Origin of the sequence: Symmachiella macrocystis (assembly GCF_007860075.1) — a bacterium.
In the GTDB taxonomy this organism is placed as follows: Bacteria; Planctomycetota; Planctomycetia; order Planctomycetales; family Planctomycetaceae; genus Symmachiella; species Symmachiella macrocystis.
In genome coordinates this window covers 69,218-84,272 of record NZ_SJPP01000002.1, presented here as the reverse complement: position 1 = coordinate 84,272, position 15,055 = coordinate 69,218, and the positions used below count along the sequence as shown (strand labels likewise).

The 15,055-nt window shown below is 57.3% G+C and carries 7 protein-coding genes; 4 read left to right on the top strand and 3 right to left on the bottom strand.

Annotated features, from left to right (window positions below; genetic code table 11):
• Nucleotides 1-41: 41 nt before the first annotated feature.
• The 3 genes from CA54_RS18395 to CA54_RS18385 are packed head-to-tail and all read right to left on the bottom strand — an operon-like array spanning nt 42 to nt 6,914.
• Complete coding sequence (locus CA54_RS18395) at nt 42-803, bottom strand: hypothetical protein (protein WP_146372474.1); 762 nt, start codon at nt 801-803, stop codon at nt 42-44.
• Entirely contained in the window at nt 800-4,477 is a 3,678-nt protein-coding gene (locus CA54_RS18390; RefSeq protein ID WP_146372473.1) for a DUF4175 family protein, read from the bottom strand. The genes CA54_RS18395 and CA54_RS18390 overlap by 4 nt, the downstream gene beginning before the upstream one ends.
• A 43-nt stretch (nt 4,478-4,520) precedes the next feature.
• Complete coding sequence (locus tag CA54_RS18385) at nt 4,521-6,914, bottom strand: VWA domain-containing protein (protein WP_146372472.1); 2,394 nt, start codon at nt 6,912-6,914, stop codon at nt 4,521-4,523.
• Nucleotides 6,915-7,172: 258 nt separating this feature from the next.
• On the opposite strand from CA54_RS18385, the gene CA54_RS18380 reads away from it, so the two are divergent.
• The 4 genes from CA54_RS18380 (at nt 7,173) to CA54_RS18365 (ending at nt 15,054) form a co-directional block, all read left to right on the top strand.
• Entirely contained in the window at nt 7,173-9,002 is a 1,830-nt protein-coding gene (locus CA54_RS18380) for a BatA domain-containing protein (protein WP_146372471.1), read from the top strand.
• A 240-nt stretch (nt 9,003-9,242) separates the two neighbouring features.
• Entirely contained in the window at nt 9,243-11,309 is a 2,067-nt protein-coding gene (locus CA54_RS18375) for an O-linked N-acetylglucosamine transferase, SPINDLY family protein (RefSeq protein ID WP_146372470.1), read from the top strand.
• Complete coding sequence (locus CA54_RS18370; RefSeq protein ID WP_146372469.1) at nt 11,306-13,192, top strand: O-linked N-acetylglucosamine transferase, SPINDLY family protein; 1,887 nt, start codon at nt 11,306-11,308, stop codon at nt 13,190-13,192. Before CA54_RS18375 ends, CA54_RS18370 begins: the two co-directional genes overlap by 4 nt.
• The gene (locus CA54_RS18365; RefSeq protein WP_146372468.1) at nt 13,189-15,054 is read left to right on the top strand and encodes an O-linked N-acetylglucosamine transferase family protein; all 1,866 of its coding nucleotides are present in this window, start codon (nt 13,189-13,191) and stop codon (nt 15,052-15,054) included. Before CA54_RS18370 ends, CA54_RS18365 begins: the two co-directional genes overlap by 4 nt.
• Nucleotide 15,055: the final 1 nt, after the last annotated feature.

The window sequence follows — 15,055 nt, the reverse complement described above, 5'->3', positions numbered from 1 at the left end:
GCAACGTCAAACATCGCACACGATACGCTCCAACAACCCACTCAGCGGTTTTGCCCGCCGCTGCGGCGTTGGCCGAGGTCTTCGTAATACTTACGGACCTCGGGAGCGTATTTGGGTAAGTACTCTTCGCTGAAGTTGTTGAGCAACCGATTACGGATTGCTTCGGGAAGATGTCCCCAAATGTCTTTGAGCATGCGTTTGCGGGCAGCCGCGGCGCGTGCTTTTTCCGCTTGTGATTCGTCAAATCGTTCCTCGGAATCCTGGCCGTCTTTAGGTCGCCGTTCGGTTTGCTCTTGTTGTTCCCGCTTCTGTTGTTGGCCTTCCTGCTGCTGTTGGGTGTCTGATTTGGGGTGCGGTTTTGGTTTCTTGTCGTTCTGGGGCGGCGGCGGTTGGTTGTTGGGATTCGGCGGTGGCGGCGGGGGCTGATTTTGCAGCAGTTCGATGAGCTGCGTCAAATCGTCGAGCACTTTTTGCTGCAGTTGTTGGGTTTCTTGTCCAGGCAGCCCCGCTTCGATGCGCTGGCTGACGTCACGCATCTGATTCACAGCGCGATCCAGCACTTCGCCAGGCTTTTGCTGAGCGTCGGGGGGATGCAGCGACTCCTCTAATTCTTTGTCGATCGCCTCATCACGCGGCGACGCTTCGGGTTCTGCATCCTTGGCGGCGGGCTCGGTTACAGCAGGCTCGGCCACAGAAGGCTCGGCCACGGCGGGCGGCTGTGATTCGGTTTCGTCTCCGCAAACCGGCAGTCCACTTAATGCCCACGCGAGGCATAGGCCAGCGGTCAGGTGGAATCGGTTCATTGTTTGAGCTCCAGAACATCTTCTTCGCCGACAGGGTCTTCAGTGGCCGGCTCTTCCTCGACTGGTTCTTCTTCGGCCGCGGCTGTGATTTTTGTCAGGTTGCGGGTCAGGTCGGCCAATTCGGTTTGTTCCAAGGCGAGATCTTGCAGGGCTTGTCGATTGGCCGGCGTGATCTCGTCGGCAGCTTCCATTTCCGTCGCCAATTCCATCGTCCGCTCCCGTAGGTCGCTTTGCATCGATTTTAGAACTTTGAGTTGCGCCAGCTGCGGAATGCCATCGGTCGGTGGGCCGCCTTGTGCGCCGCCGGGACCGGGGCCTTGCTGTTGTGGATTCTGTTTGTTTTGCGGGTCCCTTTCATCCGGTTTGAGGGCTTCAACAAGATCGAGGAAACGCTGCTTGGCCCGCATCGCATGGCGCTGCGTTGTTTCGTCTGCTTGACGCTCAGACAATCGTACGGCCGCGCGGTCCATGTCGCGCGCCGCTCCTTTGAGCGCTAACGCAAAAACTTCGGCGGCGGTGAGCGTCTCTCGCAGTTTTTCTGTCTCCGATTGCAATCCACGTTGGACTTCGGTTAAGCCGATCAGCGAGCGTAACGTGCCCCGTGACCATTTGCCTTGTTCGGAATAACGGCCTTGCAGGCGCGCAGTTTCGTCGATCACCCCTTGCTGCCGTGGAATCATTGCCCGCAATTCATCGGCAATTTTTTCCAGTTGTTCTTGCGCCAGTTGTTCTTCGGCTTCCCGACGCTGCTGGGCCAATTCCCGCTGCGCTTGTTCCATATCATCTAGCGCCTCTTGAGCCTGTTCGGCGGCGGCGATTGGATCGTCTTTATTGAGTTGTTCAGCGGCCTGTTGTTGGCGGTCGGCGGCGCGGGCGGTGGCATCACGCCCCTTTTGGATTTGCAGTCGGCGTAATCGCCGCGTCATTTGTTGAGCTTCTTCTCGGAGTTGCTGTTGTTCCTTGGCCAGTTTTTTCAGTTCTTGCTGCCGCTCTTCGGGATCCTGCAGGTCCTGCGCCTTTTCGATTTTACGCATCAGTTCTGCTTGACGATCCTTGAGTTCGGCGAGTTTCTGTTCCTCTTGTTTGAGTTTTTTGACCATCTCGGCCGTTTCGGTTTGGCGGCGATTGTGTAGTGTGTCTTGCAAGTTCCGCAATTGTTTCAGTAATTCCCGCTGGTTTTGCATCGCGGCGCCGACGTCGTTTTTCTGGAGTTGTCGTGCTGCCTCGCGCATGTTGGCGGCGGTAGATTGTTCTTGAAACTGTTCGGTGACTTCTTCTAACAATTGTGACTCGGTGGAGTCTTTCTCCGCTGATGACTTGAGCGTTTCCTCCACTTTCGATTTCAGTTGATCGAGCCGTTTGGCGGCTTGTCGTTGACGCTCACCAAGTCGCTGCAGGTCCGTTTGTTCCTGCTTGGTTAGCTCCGAGGGGAGTTTGGTGAGTGTTTGCTTACTGAGTTTTTCCGCCTCCTGATTGAGCTTCTGTTGCGATTCGACCAATTGCTCAAGATCGCCGGCCAGATCGCGATGCGTGCGCCACTGGGCCATCTCTTTGAGTGCCGCATTGAGCGACTCCGAAACGATCTGTTGATTCTTCCCCGCTCGCTCCAGCGCCTGTTGCTGTTCTGCCGTGGTCTCGGCAGATTTTTGGGGGGAGCCGGTTTGAGTCGTGTCGTTGGCGACTTTGCTTTGTTCGCGTTTGCGGACGGCGGTCAGGTCTTCTTCAATCTGGGGCAGGTTGTCTTGGCCGAGGCGTTTGAGTTCCTCGTCCAGCTTGGTCATGCGGCCGGTGGTTTTCGGGTCGTCGATGGCATTGTCGCGGATGTCGTTGAGGAGTTGCTGCGCGCGTTGCCGCACGCCGGTTTCCGCGTCGCTGAGTTTTTGGGCTGCGCGTCGCTGGGTCATTTCCGTCTGCTGCAACGTATCAATGTCCTGCGGCCGCAACTCGCCCGCTTCGTTGAGTTGAATCTGCAGTTGCCGGACCTGCTGGTGAGCAGCGTCTTGTTGTTTCTGGGCCAACTCCAAATCGGCCATAATGTCCGCTTGTCGGTCGGCCAACTCCTGCTGTTTCTCTTCGGAGGTGACGATTGTAAAAATCCGCGGCAGGCTTTTGCCGACATGTTCTTCACCCAAGTCAAAGGCGTCGGTGGCTTCGGCATGCAGAGTGATTGTATCACCCGGTTTGAGATCCAGCGTCGACAGGTCGAATTCAAAAGTCGCCGACTGATGTTGGGGCCGAGTGGAGTCGTTGAATATCGAAACCAACTGCGGCTCGGTTGCATCGACTTCAGCCTCATTCTCGGTTACAGATTGGGGACCGGTGTGATAGACCAAGCGGATTCCCTTGAGACCAAAGTCATCCTTGGCCACCATCCGCAACGGAATCTTGGCGACGGCGGTGACTCTGAGATTGGTGGTCGGATCCGTGATTTCGATTTCGGGCACACGGTCTTCGATTCCCCGCAGCTCGTAATGCCGGCTTTGTCCGCTGTCATGCCCTTCGCGATCGCGGAATGCTAACCAATAGGTCGAATTGCCCGGCTGCGCGATCGTAAACTCAGCGCCGAACGTCAAGCCCTCAGGACCAAGCACGAGCGGTTGCGATTGTTCATAGACGTGCAAATGGGCATCCGCCAACGGTTTATCGGCGCGGGCTTTGGTGGTCACCGTCGTGCCAAGGAGTCCATCCACGTGTCCTGTTCCAGCAGGGAGGTCGACACTGGGTAGTCCCAAATACTCAGGCGGCGTCAGAGTAATTTGTAGATCTTTTAAATTCGGAGGGACAACGGCCTCGATCGTGAACCAAGGCATCTCCAGGTCATCTCCCGCTTCGACGCGGAATTGAATCGGGCCTTCCAATACCAACAGACTGGAAACGAATACGTCGCGGGGTTGCTCCTCCCGGTCGGTGATTGATTGCGCACTGAGTTGTTGCGACGTTTCCTGCTGATCGGGAAATCGAAAGTAAATCGTCCCGTTATCCGGCAGTCCGCCCCGGGCGTTGTCGATGTGGAGGGTCAGGGTTTCACCAATGGCGATGCGTAGCGGCGTCTCCGGGGAATGGACCGATTGAAAGTCGTCTCCTAGAATGCGCAGTTGCGTTTGTTTGGGCCAATTGGTATCCGACAGCGGCAAAACCATTCGCTTGAAGGCGATCGACGCATCTGCGCGATTCAACCCCACTAAAACTGCCGTCGCTAAGCAGACCGCAGTCGCTGCCAGCATGATTCGTTTGACGTTGCGCGTCTGCACGACCTCGTCGAAGTCGACGTTTTGCAGGTGTTTACTGGTTTCGTCGACCACCTGCTGTTGTAGTTCGGGCGAGCCGAGTGCGGGATCGATATCGTGTTTGAGGAATTGTACGGTACTGGCCAAACTGTCTTTCAGTTCTGGGTGCAGTCGTTCAATCCGCAGCGCTAAATCGAGATCATTCAATTGGACCAGCAATGGGGCTATTAACCGGCGGTAGGCGACATAAGCGGTCGTTGCAACCACCGTCAGGCTGAGAATCAAACGGACACCGGAGTCGCTGAATCGAAACAGCCAATCGGCCATGCCAATGACGGCGATCGAGCCGACGAACACCGTGATCAGCCAGGAGACGCCATTGACGAATAGCGCGCGACGCACGCGTTGTCGCAGTTCGGTAAGTCGCGTTTCCAGTGGAGTGAACATCGTACTGTCGTTTCCCTCGCGTAACGTCAAAATCCAACGTTCATCATACCAGTCGCAGCCGTTTCCGCAAAATCCATTCCCCGCACAGCAAGCCTACAAACAGAGCAAATGTGAGCCAGAAATTCCAAAGTTGCTTGGGGGCTTCGGTTTCCAACGGGACGGGATTACCGCGCGGAATAGCCGCTAAGACGTCGTCGGTTTCCAGCAACGTATGGTACGCGCCGCCGGTGATCTTGGCGGTCTGGGTTAATTCGGGGACGTCCATTTTTACGGTACGCATTTCGCCCATCGGTGAGGTGACGCGAAAATCGACACTGGGAGGCGCGTTTTCAAAGGTGGGTGAGGCAATGAACGCGTGGTAGGTCCCTTCGACCGGATTTGCGAAAGTCCCTTCAAAAATGGTCGGTGCTTGCGGCAGTCGCTTGAGGTCCACCTGTCGCCGCGGCCCTCCGTGCTGTTGCACGACCACTGTTACAGCGGTCTCCGAGGCGGAAATCAAACGGTCGTCGAGAAAATTCACACGAAACTGAATCGGGGTGCCCCGCATGTATTCCTTGCGATCGACCGTCAACTCCGCGCCACGATCCCGGCCGAGCAATTTGGAGCGGCTGAGGTAGCGAATGACTTGGACCCAATACCGGCCAAAATACAAATCCCCCACACGATACCGCCAACGCCACGTTTCATCGGTGGCATGAAAAATAACCTTGCCGCCGCCAAAACGGTGCATGGCGATGACGGGAACTTCCTCGTTACCGGAATTCGTTTGAGGGTGTACGGCAAATGCAACCGCGCCGCGCTTCAGCCGGATGGACTCGAAGGCCCACATGAACGGCGGCAAGTTTCTCCAGACCTGTTCGTCGTCGCGTTCGCTGTCGGTTAAGCGGAAAATCGACGTCCCTTTGCGACCATCGAGCGTAATCTCGGGCCGAAAGCCGTCGCCGATGAGGGATGGGTTGTCTTTGCGGACCGCATCGGAAATTTGTACCGGCAACAGGTCTTCCAGCGGCGTTCCCCGATAGCCGACCGGATTGTGCTGCGTTCCGGCGATCATCAACAGCCCACCGCTCTTCGTGTTGACGAATTCCTGGAGTTCCTGCTGCGTTCTCTCGGTGAGAAACGCCAGGTCCATGTCGCCGAACAGGATCACATCGTAGGAGAACAGGTCCTCTTCATTGACGGGGAAATTTTGCAAGGCGGTCCGATCCTCTTCCGCATACTCCGCATCGGCGTCTTGCAGGACGGTCTTCAATTCGACCGTCTTTTCCCGTTCTAACAAGGTTTTCAAAAAGCGAAATTCATAACGTGGTAGCGAATCGGCCAGGAGCACGCGGATTTTCTCTTTGCGAACGCTCACACCACGGACTTGGCGGTTGTTCTCTGTGTTGGCCTCTTTGGGAAGCAACTGCACGTCGACCACATATTGAAACTCACCGACTTCCGGCGGCGTGTAGGTCAATTCCAGTTTCTGAGTCCGTTCATCGGCATCGAGTGTGATCCGCTCGGTCGTCAGCGCGTCTCCGGTCGATTCGTCTCGCAGTGTGACCGACACGGTTTTCCCGGCGTAACCCCGCGCGCTCAATGTATATAAGAAGGTGATGGGATCGTTAACGAACGCGACGTCGTCGACCTGGACGTCGGTGATTTCCAAGTCGCGGACCGGTTGGGCATCCCCCAGACCCAGCGCGAAAATCGGCACCCCCTTGCGGCGGGCGAAAGTCGCTGCGGCGGAGAGTTTTTCGCCCTCGGTCGTGATCCCGTCGGAGAGAAAAATGATGGCCGTGGGCGGCGCGCCGCGCAGGTCGTTCAACACCGACCGTAGCCCCTGCCCCAATTGCGTCCGGTCCCCTTCAGCTTCCAACTCCCGCAATTGCGGCAGGACTTCGTCGACATCCTCAGGCGTGATGCATTCGGCGACCTTGGTGGCAGCCCCGGCCAATTTATAAATCCGTAATTTATGCCGCCGCAACAAACGCTTAAGAAAATCCCCTTCGTCACGCAGCAAAATCGCCTTACCGACATTCAGCGGCGTGACCTCTTCGTAGTTAGCGGCATCTAATAGCGTCCGTGCGGTGGAACGTAGGTCGTCATCCTGGTACGGATCCGCCGCCGTCATACTGCCGGAGTTGTCCAAAATCACCACGGCATACGGCAAGCCGGTGCGATCGACCGACAGAAACGCGCTGCTTAGCATGAACAGCAACAAAAAGATGGCACCCAGCCGCATGGCGACCAACAGCCCCCGCATCCACCGCGAGGCTCCGGTGGCATCGCGGCGATAAACCAGGATCACCACCGCAACAGCGGCCACAGCGAACAGCAACAACACCCAATCGGGCCAAGGAAAGTCACTGCGATATCTCCACGACGTCCCCTGCCCCGCCCCTGCGGGGGGGATGTCAAGCAGCCATTCCATGGTCTTTTGCAGCGGAGACATACGGCGATCGTTCCGTGCGAATGAGTGGGGACGTTCCTGTATTTGTATACGAGCAGCCGGTTCGCGGCAATCGCGAGGGGCGGGTTTCCCGTTTGCGGGGTGTGGCTCGCGTCGTTGCGGGGTGGTATGCTACAGATCAAATTTTAATGTGTAACCATGGGACAGCTGGGGACAGTCGTTGAACTTTCCTATACTCCTGTTGATCCTATTCAAGCTTATCATGTCATCCATTCGAAATTTATATAGCTCACCCGCCTCATGACGTTCGCCAATCCACTCGGCCTGCTCGGCCTATTGTCCTTGCCCGTGATTCTCGGGATTCACCTCTATCACCGCCGGTTTCCACCGTTGGAGATCGCGGGTTTGCATTTGTGGGCTGTGGAGAGTGAAGTGCGGTTGGCTGGGCGGCGGCGGGATCGGTTGCCGATTACGCTGACGTTGATTCTGGAATTGTTGGCGGCCCTGTTTTTGACGTTGATCATCAGCCAACCCCGCTTTGGTGAGGTGGACAGCGTCACGCATCTGGTGGCAGTGCTGGATGATTCCGCCTCGATGAGTGGCGGGCCGCCGGGGGAGGCGACGTTTCGCGAGCAAGCGATTGAGGAATTGCGGCAGCGGATGGACGAATATGGCAGTGATAGTGTGGTGACATTGATTCAATCCGGCGCGCGACCGGTAATGTTGGCCGGTCCCGCTGTCCCATGGAGTGAAGCCGAGACGCGACTGTCGGCGTGGCAACCGCAGGCGACACGGCACAACTTCGCCCCCGCCTGGGACCTCGCCCAACAAGTCGCCGATCAAACCGGCCAACTGTTGTTTTTGACCGACCATATTCCCACAACGGAGACCAATCCCGCTGCGATGGAAATCGTCTCCGTTGGTCGGAAATTGGAGAACGTCGCCGTCACGACCGCTGTTTGGGAATTTGATGCGGCGACCGGGGTGGGCACTATCCATCTGCGTTTGACCAACTTGGGCGAAAAGGCGGCCGATGCGCAAGTGACGGGCCGGTCGGGGAGCACGCCGATTTTTGAAAAGGCGATCACGATTTCAGCCGGCGGCAAATCGGCGCTCAATCTCACCGTCCCGGGCGGCGTGGGGAAACTCGATATCGATGTGACGTCGCCGCGCGACGGGTTGGTGTTGGACAATCGTGTGCAACTGATCGAACCCCAGGTCCGCACTGTGGGGGTTGCTGTCGAATTGCCCGAAGGCCCCGCCCGCGACCTGTTCCGCCGCTCGCTACTGGCATTGCCCAACGTGGCGGTCGTTTCGGCCGATGCGGCGGACTTGATCGTAACCACCTCCGATCGACTGCCCGCTGCCGAGAGCAATGCTTGGTGGTTGGGAATTGGTCCGCTCAATCCCAGTGAAGCGGCCCGCAAAGCGGCTAAGAATCTGATTGGTCCGTACGTGATTGAAAAGGAAAACCCGCTGCTCGACGGGGTCACGCTCGCGGGGGTCATTTGGGCCGGTGTGCAGCCGGTCACGCAAGAAGCGACGCCACTGATCAGCGTGGGCAAGACGCCGCTGCTGGCGCAACTCGTCGGCACCCGCGCCGCGGCCTATTTGCTCAATATCGACCTCGAGCAGTCCAGCCTCAGCGAAAGCCCCGACTGGCCGATTTTAATCAGCAATCTCATCGAACTGCGTCGTAGCGATCTACCCGGTCTGAACCGTTGGAACTACCGACTCGGCGAGGGAGTCCGTTTTCGGCTATACAACGGATTGGTCGACCCGGCCGACGAATCTGATCCGAAGCCATTGATGTTAGTGCACGACGGAGGACAACGGACCTTACCCCGCGGGAGTGTGATTGACATCCTCCCCCCCAATACTGCGGGCGTCTACGAAATTCGCGAAGGTGACTCGACAGTCGGCCGATTTGCCGTGAACTTTGAGGATGCCGAAGAATCAAACCTGCAACTCCTCTTCCCCGGTGGCCGCCAATCCGCACAGCCCAACCCCACGGCGCTCTACCAAATCGATCCCAAATATTCCTGGATCCTGGTCGCAGCGACGTTCTTAACGCTCGTTCTGTTGCTACTCAATTGGTGGGTCGTGAAATCGCCACGCACTGCTGCGTAGTTGACGATGAATTTAGCCACAGATTGAACACAGATTTCTAAGGTGCAATTCCCATATCTTTTTTTGATCTGTGTTTATCCGTGTTCAATCTGTGGCTAAGAAGTTTTGAGATGACCGTTTTGAAACGTTTTCGTCGGTTCGCAAAGGCCGTGGGGAAATGGCATTTGACTTGTAAGACGCCGGGAACCGATACGAGTGAAAGCGCGTGGTTTACTCGTTTTGGTTGCAAGGCACACCCCGATGGCCGGCACTGCGGAATTGATTGCTCAGGGATTGCAGCGGCATCAAGCCGGTCAGTGGGATGCCGCTGCGCGTTTGTACGCTCAAGCACTGGACGTCACGCCCCGCTTTCCAGAGGCCCTGCACCTGCTGGGCGTGTTAGCACATCAACGCGGCGCGCATGATCAAGCCGTGACGTATTTCCAACAGGCCATTGCTGCGAACCCGAGTGAAGCGGCGTATCATAGCAATCTGGGGAGCGCCCAACACGCACTGGGGCAATATGACGCTGCGGTCGATAGTTATGGCGCCGCTCTGCGGCTGGATCCAGGACGACCCGAGACGCACCACAATCTCGGGAATACCTTCTCCGCCCGCCGGGAGTTTCGAGAGGCAGCGGCCAGCTTTCAATCGGCCATTGCTCTCGATTCTCAGTACACCAAGGCTTACATGCAACTTGGTCGCGTCTCGCAGCGTCTCGGGCAATATGAGGAAGCCGTAATAGCGCTGCGACGAGCCATTGAACTGGCTCCGGAAATGGTGGCAGCCTATGAATTGTTAGCCGATTCGTTGCGTCGGTTGGGGCAACGGGCCGAAGCGATCGTGGTTTATGAACAGTACTTGCTGCGCGACCCCAGTTGCGCGCAAGCCATCTACAACAAGGGAGTCATCGAGCTGGACGACTATCGTTTGATGGCCGCTGGGTTATCATTTGCTCGGGCCATTGAGCTGGCCCCGGATTTCCCGGAAGCCTACTGCAACCTAGGGATCACATATTTGGCGCAGGGACGCGTGCGGGAGGCGGCCCATAACTTTTGCGCAGCAGTACGCATCCGCCCTGACTACGCGATGGCACGCAGCAACCTGTTGATGGCGCTGCATTACGATCCGGCGACCGATGAAGAGACCCTGTACGAAGAACATTTGCGGTGGTCAGCGGTCAATGAGCGTGTCGCGCCCACCGTGCTGACAAACACGCGCGAACCGCAGAAGCGATTGCGCATTGGTTACGCATCGCCCGATTTCCGGGAGCATGCGGTTTCGCACTTCTTTGAACCGATCCTCCGCCAGCATTGCCGCGAGGCTGTGCATGTCACTTGTTACGCCGATGTGGCTAAGCCGGACGCAACGACGAAGCATTTAAAATCGCTGGCCGACAATTGGCGCAACGTGCGCGGGTTGTCGGACAATGAGTTTGCCACGCACGTTCGCCGGGATGAAATCGATCTGCTCATCGATCTTGCCGGACACACCGCCGGGAACCGCATGACCGCCTTCGCTCGCCGCTTGGCGCCGGTGCAAGTCAGCTACATCGGCTACGGCAGCACCACGGGGCTGACGTGCATGGATTATCGTATTGTCGACCACGTGACAAACCCGGCGGACGAAACCTCCTGGCATACCGAAGAGTTAACGCGTCATTCACTCGGATTCGCCTGTTACGCCCCTCCGCTTGATGCGCCGCCGGTGACAGCTCCGCCGTCGATCGAAACGGGACGTGTTACCTTTGGTTGTTTTAACAACATCGACAAACTGTCGCCGCCGGTTGTGCAGTTGTGGGCGCAGTTGATCAATGCCGTACCCGATTCGCGGTTGTGCTTAAAGACGCGGGCCTTCAACGATGTCGGTGTTGCGGAAGTTTGGCGCCAAAAATTTGCCGTCGCTGGATTAGCACCGGAACGCTTGGAGTTATTAGGTCGCAGCCGGACCGTGTCGGAGCATCTTGCAGAGTATCGTCATGTCGACATCGCTCTCGACCCGTTTCCTTACACCGGTTCGACAACCACCTGTGAGGCGTTGTGGATGGGAGTGCCGGTCGTGTCGCTCCGTGGTAACAATTACGTCGGCCGCATGACAGCGAGCCTGCTGGAAACCCTCGGAGCGAAAGAGTTGATTGCCGAAACAGAGGCGGCTTACATGGCCATCGCAGAACGTTTGGCGACAGATTCCCAGTCTCTTTCGACCTATCGCCAGCGGTTACGAGGCGCAATGGCTGATTCGGCGATTTGCGATGCGACAACGTATACGCGCGGTTTGGAATCGCTGTACCGCGATATGTGGCAGCGGTGGTGTGGGGAGCAACGATGACAGCAACCGGCGTGGAACTCCAACGCGCAATCGAAGCGCACCAGTCGGGCAACTTGCCGGCAGCGATCCGCGGATATCACCGCGTCATTGATGCTGATTCCTTACAGGACGAGGCATGGCATCGCTTAGGTGTGGCTTTTCATCAACAGGGAGAGCATGCTGCTGCGGTGCAGCATATCCGTCGGGCCATTGAACTGTGCGGGACTAACGCGGCCTATTACTGCAACTATGGCACCGCACTGTTGGCGGCAGGACAAACGGCGGACGCGTGTCGGCAGTTGGAACGCAGTTTAGAAATGGAACCGGCGCGCGCGGAGTTCTACTTCAATTATGCAAACTGCTTGAAAAAAAACGGCGATTTGGACCGAGCCGTGGCCAGTTATCGACAGGCACTGCAACTTCGGCCCGCGTATCCGCAGGCGCAGAATAATCTCGGCAACGCCTTGATGGAGCAAGGATTGCTCGACGAGGCCGCCGGTTGTTTTCGCACTGCATTGGCCTCACAGCCGACATTCGCTGATGCGCACCACAACTTGGGAAATACGTTGTTGCGCCAAGAGCAGCACGACGAAGCGCAATCGCATTTTGCCGCAGCCGCCAAGTTGTCGCCGCGACGGCCGGAGTTTTTGCAGAGCTATTTTCTCTCGCTCAGTTACGAAGTCGACGTCAACACACAGCAACGCTTTGATTTGCATCGGTTGTGGGGTGCGCAGATAGACGGACTGCATCCTGCGGAATCCACATTTGCAAATATCGCCATCGCTGAGCGGCGTTTGCAGATTGGATATGTCTCGGCCGATTTTCGCGAACATGCCGTCGCTGATTTTCTGGAACCGATTTTGAAAAATCATGATCCTGTGCGGTCTCAGATCACTTGTTATGCCAACGTCGCAAATCCTGATCAGCGCACGGAGCAGTTGCGCGGTTATGGGGGGCAATGGCGATCGATTGCCGAATTGAACGATGTCCAAGCAGCTGAGTTAATTCGTGGTGATGGCATCGACATTCTGGTCGATTTGGGCGGGCATACGGCGGGGAACCGGTTAGGGATCTTTGCTCGCAAGCCCGCTCCCGTGCAAGTGACGGGGACCGGTTATGGCTGGACGACCGGTTTGCCGACCATGGATTATCGTTTGACCGACGCGATCGCCGATCCGCCGGGCGAGCCGCGGCGACACACCGAAGAGTTGATCAGAATCCCGCAAGGCATGCTTTGCTTCCAGCCGCCCGCGACGGCTCCAGACGTCACCCCTGGGCCTGGTGCAAATGACGGCACCATCACGTTTGGCGGATTTCACCGTCATGTCAAACTCAACGAGCGAACGATGAAATTGTGGGCGCGGATTCTGGAGCGTGTGCCCGGTTCGCAATTGATGCTCAAAGACCGCGCGTTTCGCCATGCGCATGTTCTGCAGCGGACTCAGAATCTGTGCGACGCTTCCGGAATTCCGCGCGAACAAGTCCTTTGGGAGACCGGTTCCGATTCGCGGCGCGATCATCTAGCGATTTACGGCAAGGTCGACATCGCTCTCGATACTTGGCCGTACAACGGTTCCACGACGACGTGTGAGGCACTGTGGATGGGCGTTCCCGTGGTAACGCTCGCCGGCGATTCGTATGTTGGCCGCATGTCGGCCAGCCTGTTAACGCAGGTCGGGCTCTCGGAACTTATTGCACAGACCGAGGACGACTATGTGGCTTCCGCCGTCCGTTTGGCCAGCGATATAGCGACATTGCAGCGGCTGCGTGGAGAACTACGCGATGTGATGCGCGTCTCGCCACTATGTGACGGCCCGGAGTACACGCGCGCCTTAGAGGCATCGTATCGCGAGATGTGGCGCCGCTGGTGTGATGCGCGTCATTCAGCTAGGAGGGCGTCATGACGGTCGGCGAATCGTTAGTCAATTCGGCGCTGCGTTTTCACCGCGCGGGCGAATATCAGCTGGCGGAACAGTTTTATACGCAAATCCTCGATGAGACCCCTGCCCCGGCGGTGCATACGAATCTGGGCATTGTAAAACGTGCCTTAGGGGATTTCGACGGAGCGCTTGCTTGTTATCAGCGGGCCATTGAACTCGATGCGACTTGTTTTGAAGCGCACAACAATTTGGGCAACCTGTTGTGGAAACAAGGGCGGTTGGTCGAGGCGCTTGGTTACCTAAAACAGGCAGCGTTGCTGAATCCCACAGCTGTCATGTCCCGTTGCACACTGGGATTGATTCAGACCGAGTTGGGTGAACTGGACGCAGCAATCGATGAGTTCCAAACCGCGTTGCGGATGGCACCGGAATTCGCCGTGGCGCACAATGGCTTAGGCCGAGCTTTGCAGCTCGGTGGTGAATTCGCCCAAGCCTGTGTCGCCTATCGGCGGGCGATTCAACTCAAACCCGATTTCGCAGCAGCACACGTCAGCCTGGGCAATGTGCTGACCGCTTTACACCGTTTTGACGAAGCGTGCGAGCACTACCGGCAAGCCTTACGGATCAATCCAGCAGAACGGACTGCTCGGGACAATCTGTTGATGGCGCTGCAGTACGACCCGGACTTTGATGTTGCTGAGCTGTTCGTTGCACATTGTGAATTAATGCAGCCGATGCAATGCGCGGCACCATCGGCGGTGCAGCATGACAACGACCCCGCGCCGCTGCGGCGACTACGCATTGGCTACGTCTCTCCTGATTTCCGTAAGCACTCGGTCGCGTTTTTCGTCAAGCCGATTTTGGCGAGACATGATCCGTCGGCGGTCGAAACATTTTGCTATGCCCAAGTGGCAATGCCGGACGAAACGACGCAGCAGTTGCAAAGCTTGGCGGGATATTGGCAATCGACAGTCGGCATGACCGACGCTGCGGTGGTGGAGTTGATGCGTCGCGACCGGATCGACATCTTGGTCGATCTGGCGGGCCATACGGCAGGCAACCGGCTCGGCGTTTTTTCTCATAAGCCAGCGCCGATTCAGGTGAGTTATTTGGGCTATGGAAACACAACCGGGTTAAGCAGCGTGGACTATTGGTTGACCGACACGGTTGCGGATCCCCCGGGAGAATCGCGGCGGCATACCGAAACACTCATCCGGCTACAGCGGGGCATCGCCTGTTATGCTCCTCCGACGGCAGCCCCAGACGTTGCCCCGCCACCAATGCTACGCAATGGCTTTTTGACCTTCGGTTCCTTCAACAAGAGGGTCAAAATCAATCCCGCTGTCATTCGATTGTGGTCGCGGGTGTTGGAATCGCTGCCGACGTCACGTTTGGTGCTCAAGGACCGTGCCTATGTGTCGCAAGAAATGCGCGAGATCACCCTAGCGGAGTTCTCCAGGTGCGGCGTTGCCGCGGACCGGATTGATTTGATTCCGCGCGCAGAATCATTGCGTGACCATCTGCAGCTGTATTCGCGGGTTGACGTGGCCCTCGATCCAATTCCCTACGGCGGCTCGACGACAACTTGTGAAGCGCTGTGGATGGGGGTCCCCGTGCTGACCTTACGCGGAAATTGCTACGTTAGCCGCATGACCTCCAGCCTGCTCACGCAAATTGGTTTAACCGGGTGCATCGCCGAGACCCCGGATGATTTTGTGCGGCGCGCGATTGCTTGGGATGGGCAAACGGACTGTCTGGCAGAGTTGCGGCGCGAGCTGCGAACCGTCTGTGCCGATTCTCCACTCTGCGATGCGACCGGTTACACACAGGAAATCGAAGCAGTCTATCGCACGATGTGGCAAACTTGGTGTGCTCAACACCCGTAAT

Coding starts and splice junctions, on each gene's coding strand:
- CA54_RS18395 (WP_146372474.1), bottom strand. CDS start 803: ATGAACCGATTCCACCTGACCGCTGGCCTATGCCTCGCGTGGGCATTA.
- CA54_RS18390 (WP_146372473.1), bottom strand. CDS start 4,477: ATGTTCACTCCACTGGAAACGCGACTTACCGAACTGCGACAACGCGTG.
- CA54_RS18385 (WP_146372472.1), bottom strand. CDS start 6,914: ATGTCTCCGCTGCAAAAGACCATGGAATGGCTGCTTGACATCCCCCCC.
- CA54_RS18380 (WP_146372471.1), top strand. CDS start 7,173: ATGACGTTCGCCAATCCACTCGGCCTGCTCGGCCTATTGTCCTTGCCC.
- CA54_RS18375 (WP_146372470.1), top strand. CDS start 9,243: ATGGCCGGCACTGCGGAATTGATTGCTCAGGGATTGCAGCGGCATCAA.
- CA54_RS18370 (WP_146372469.1), top strand. CDS start 11,306: ATGACAGCAACCGGCGTGGAACTCCAACGCGCAATCGAAGCGCACCAG.
- CA54_RS18365 (WP_146372468.1), top strand. CDS start 13,189: ATGACGGTCGGCGAATCGTTAGTCAATTCGGCGCTGCGTTTTCACCGC.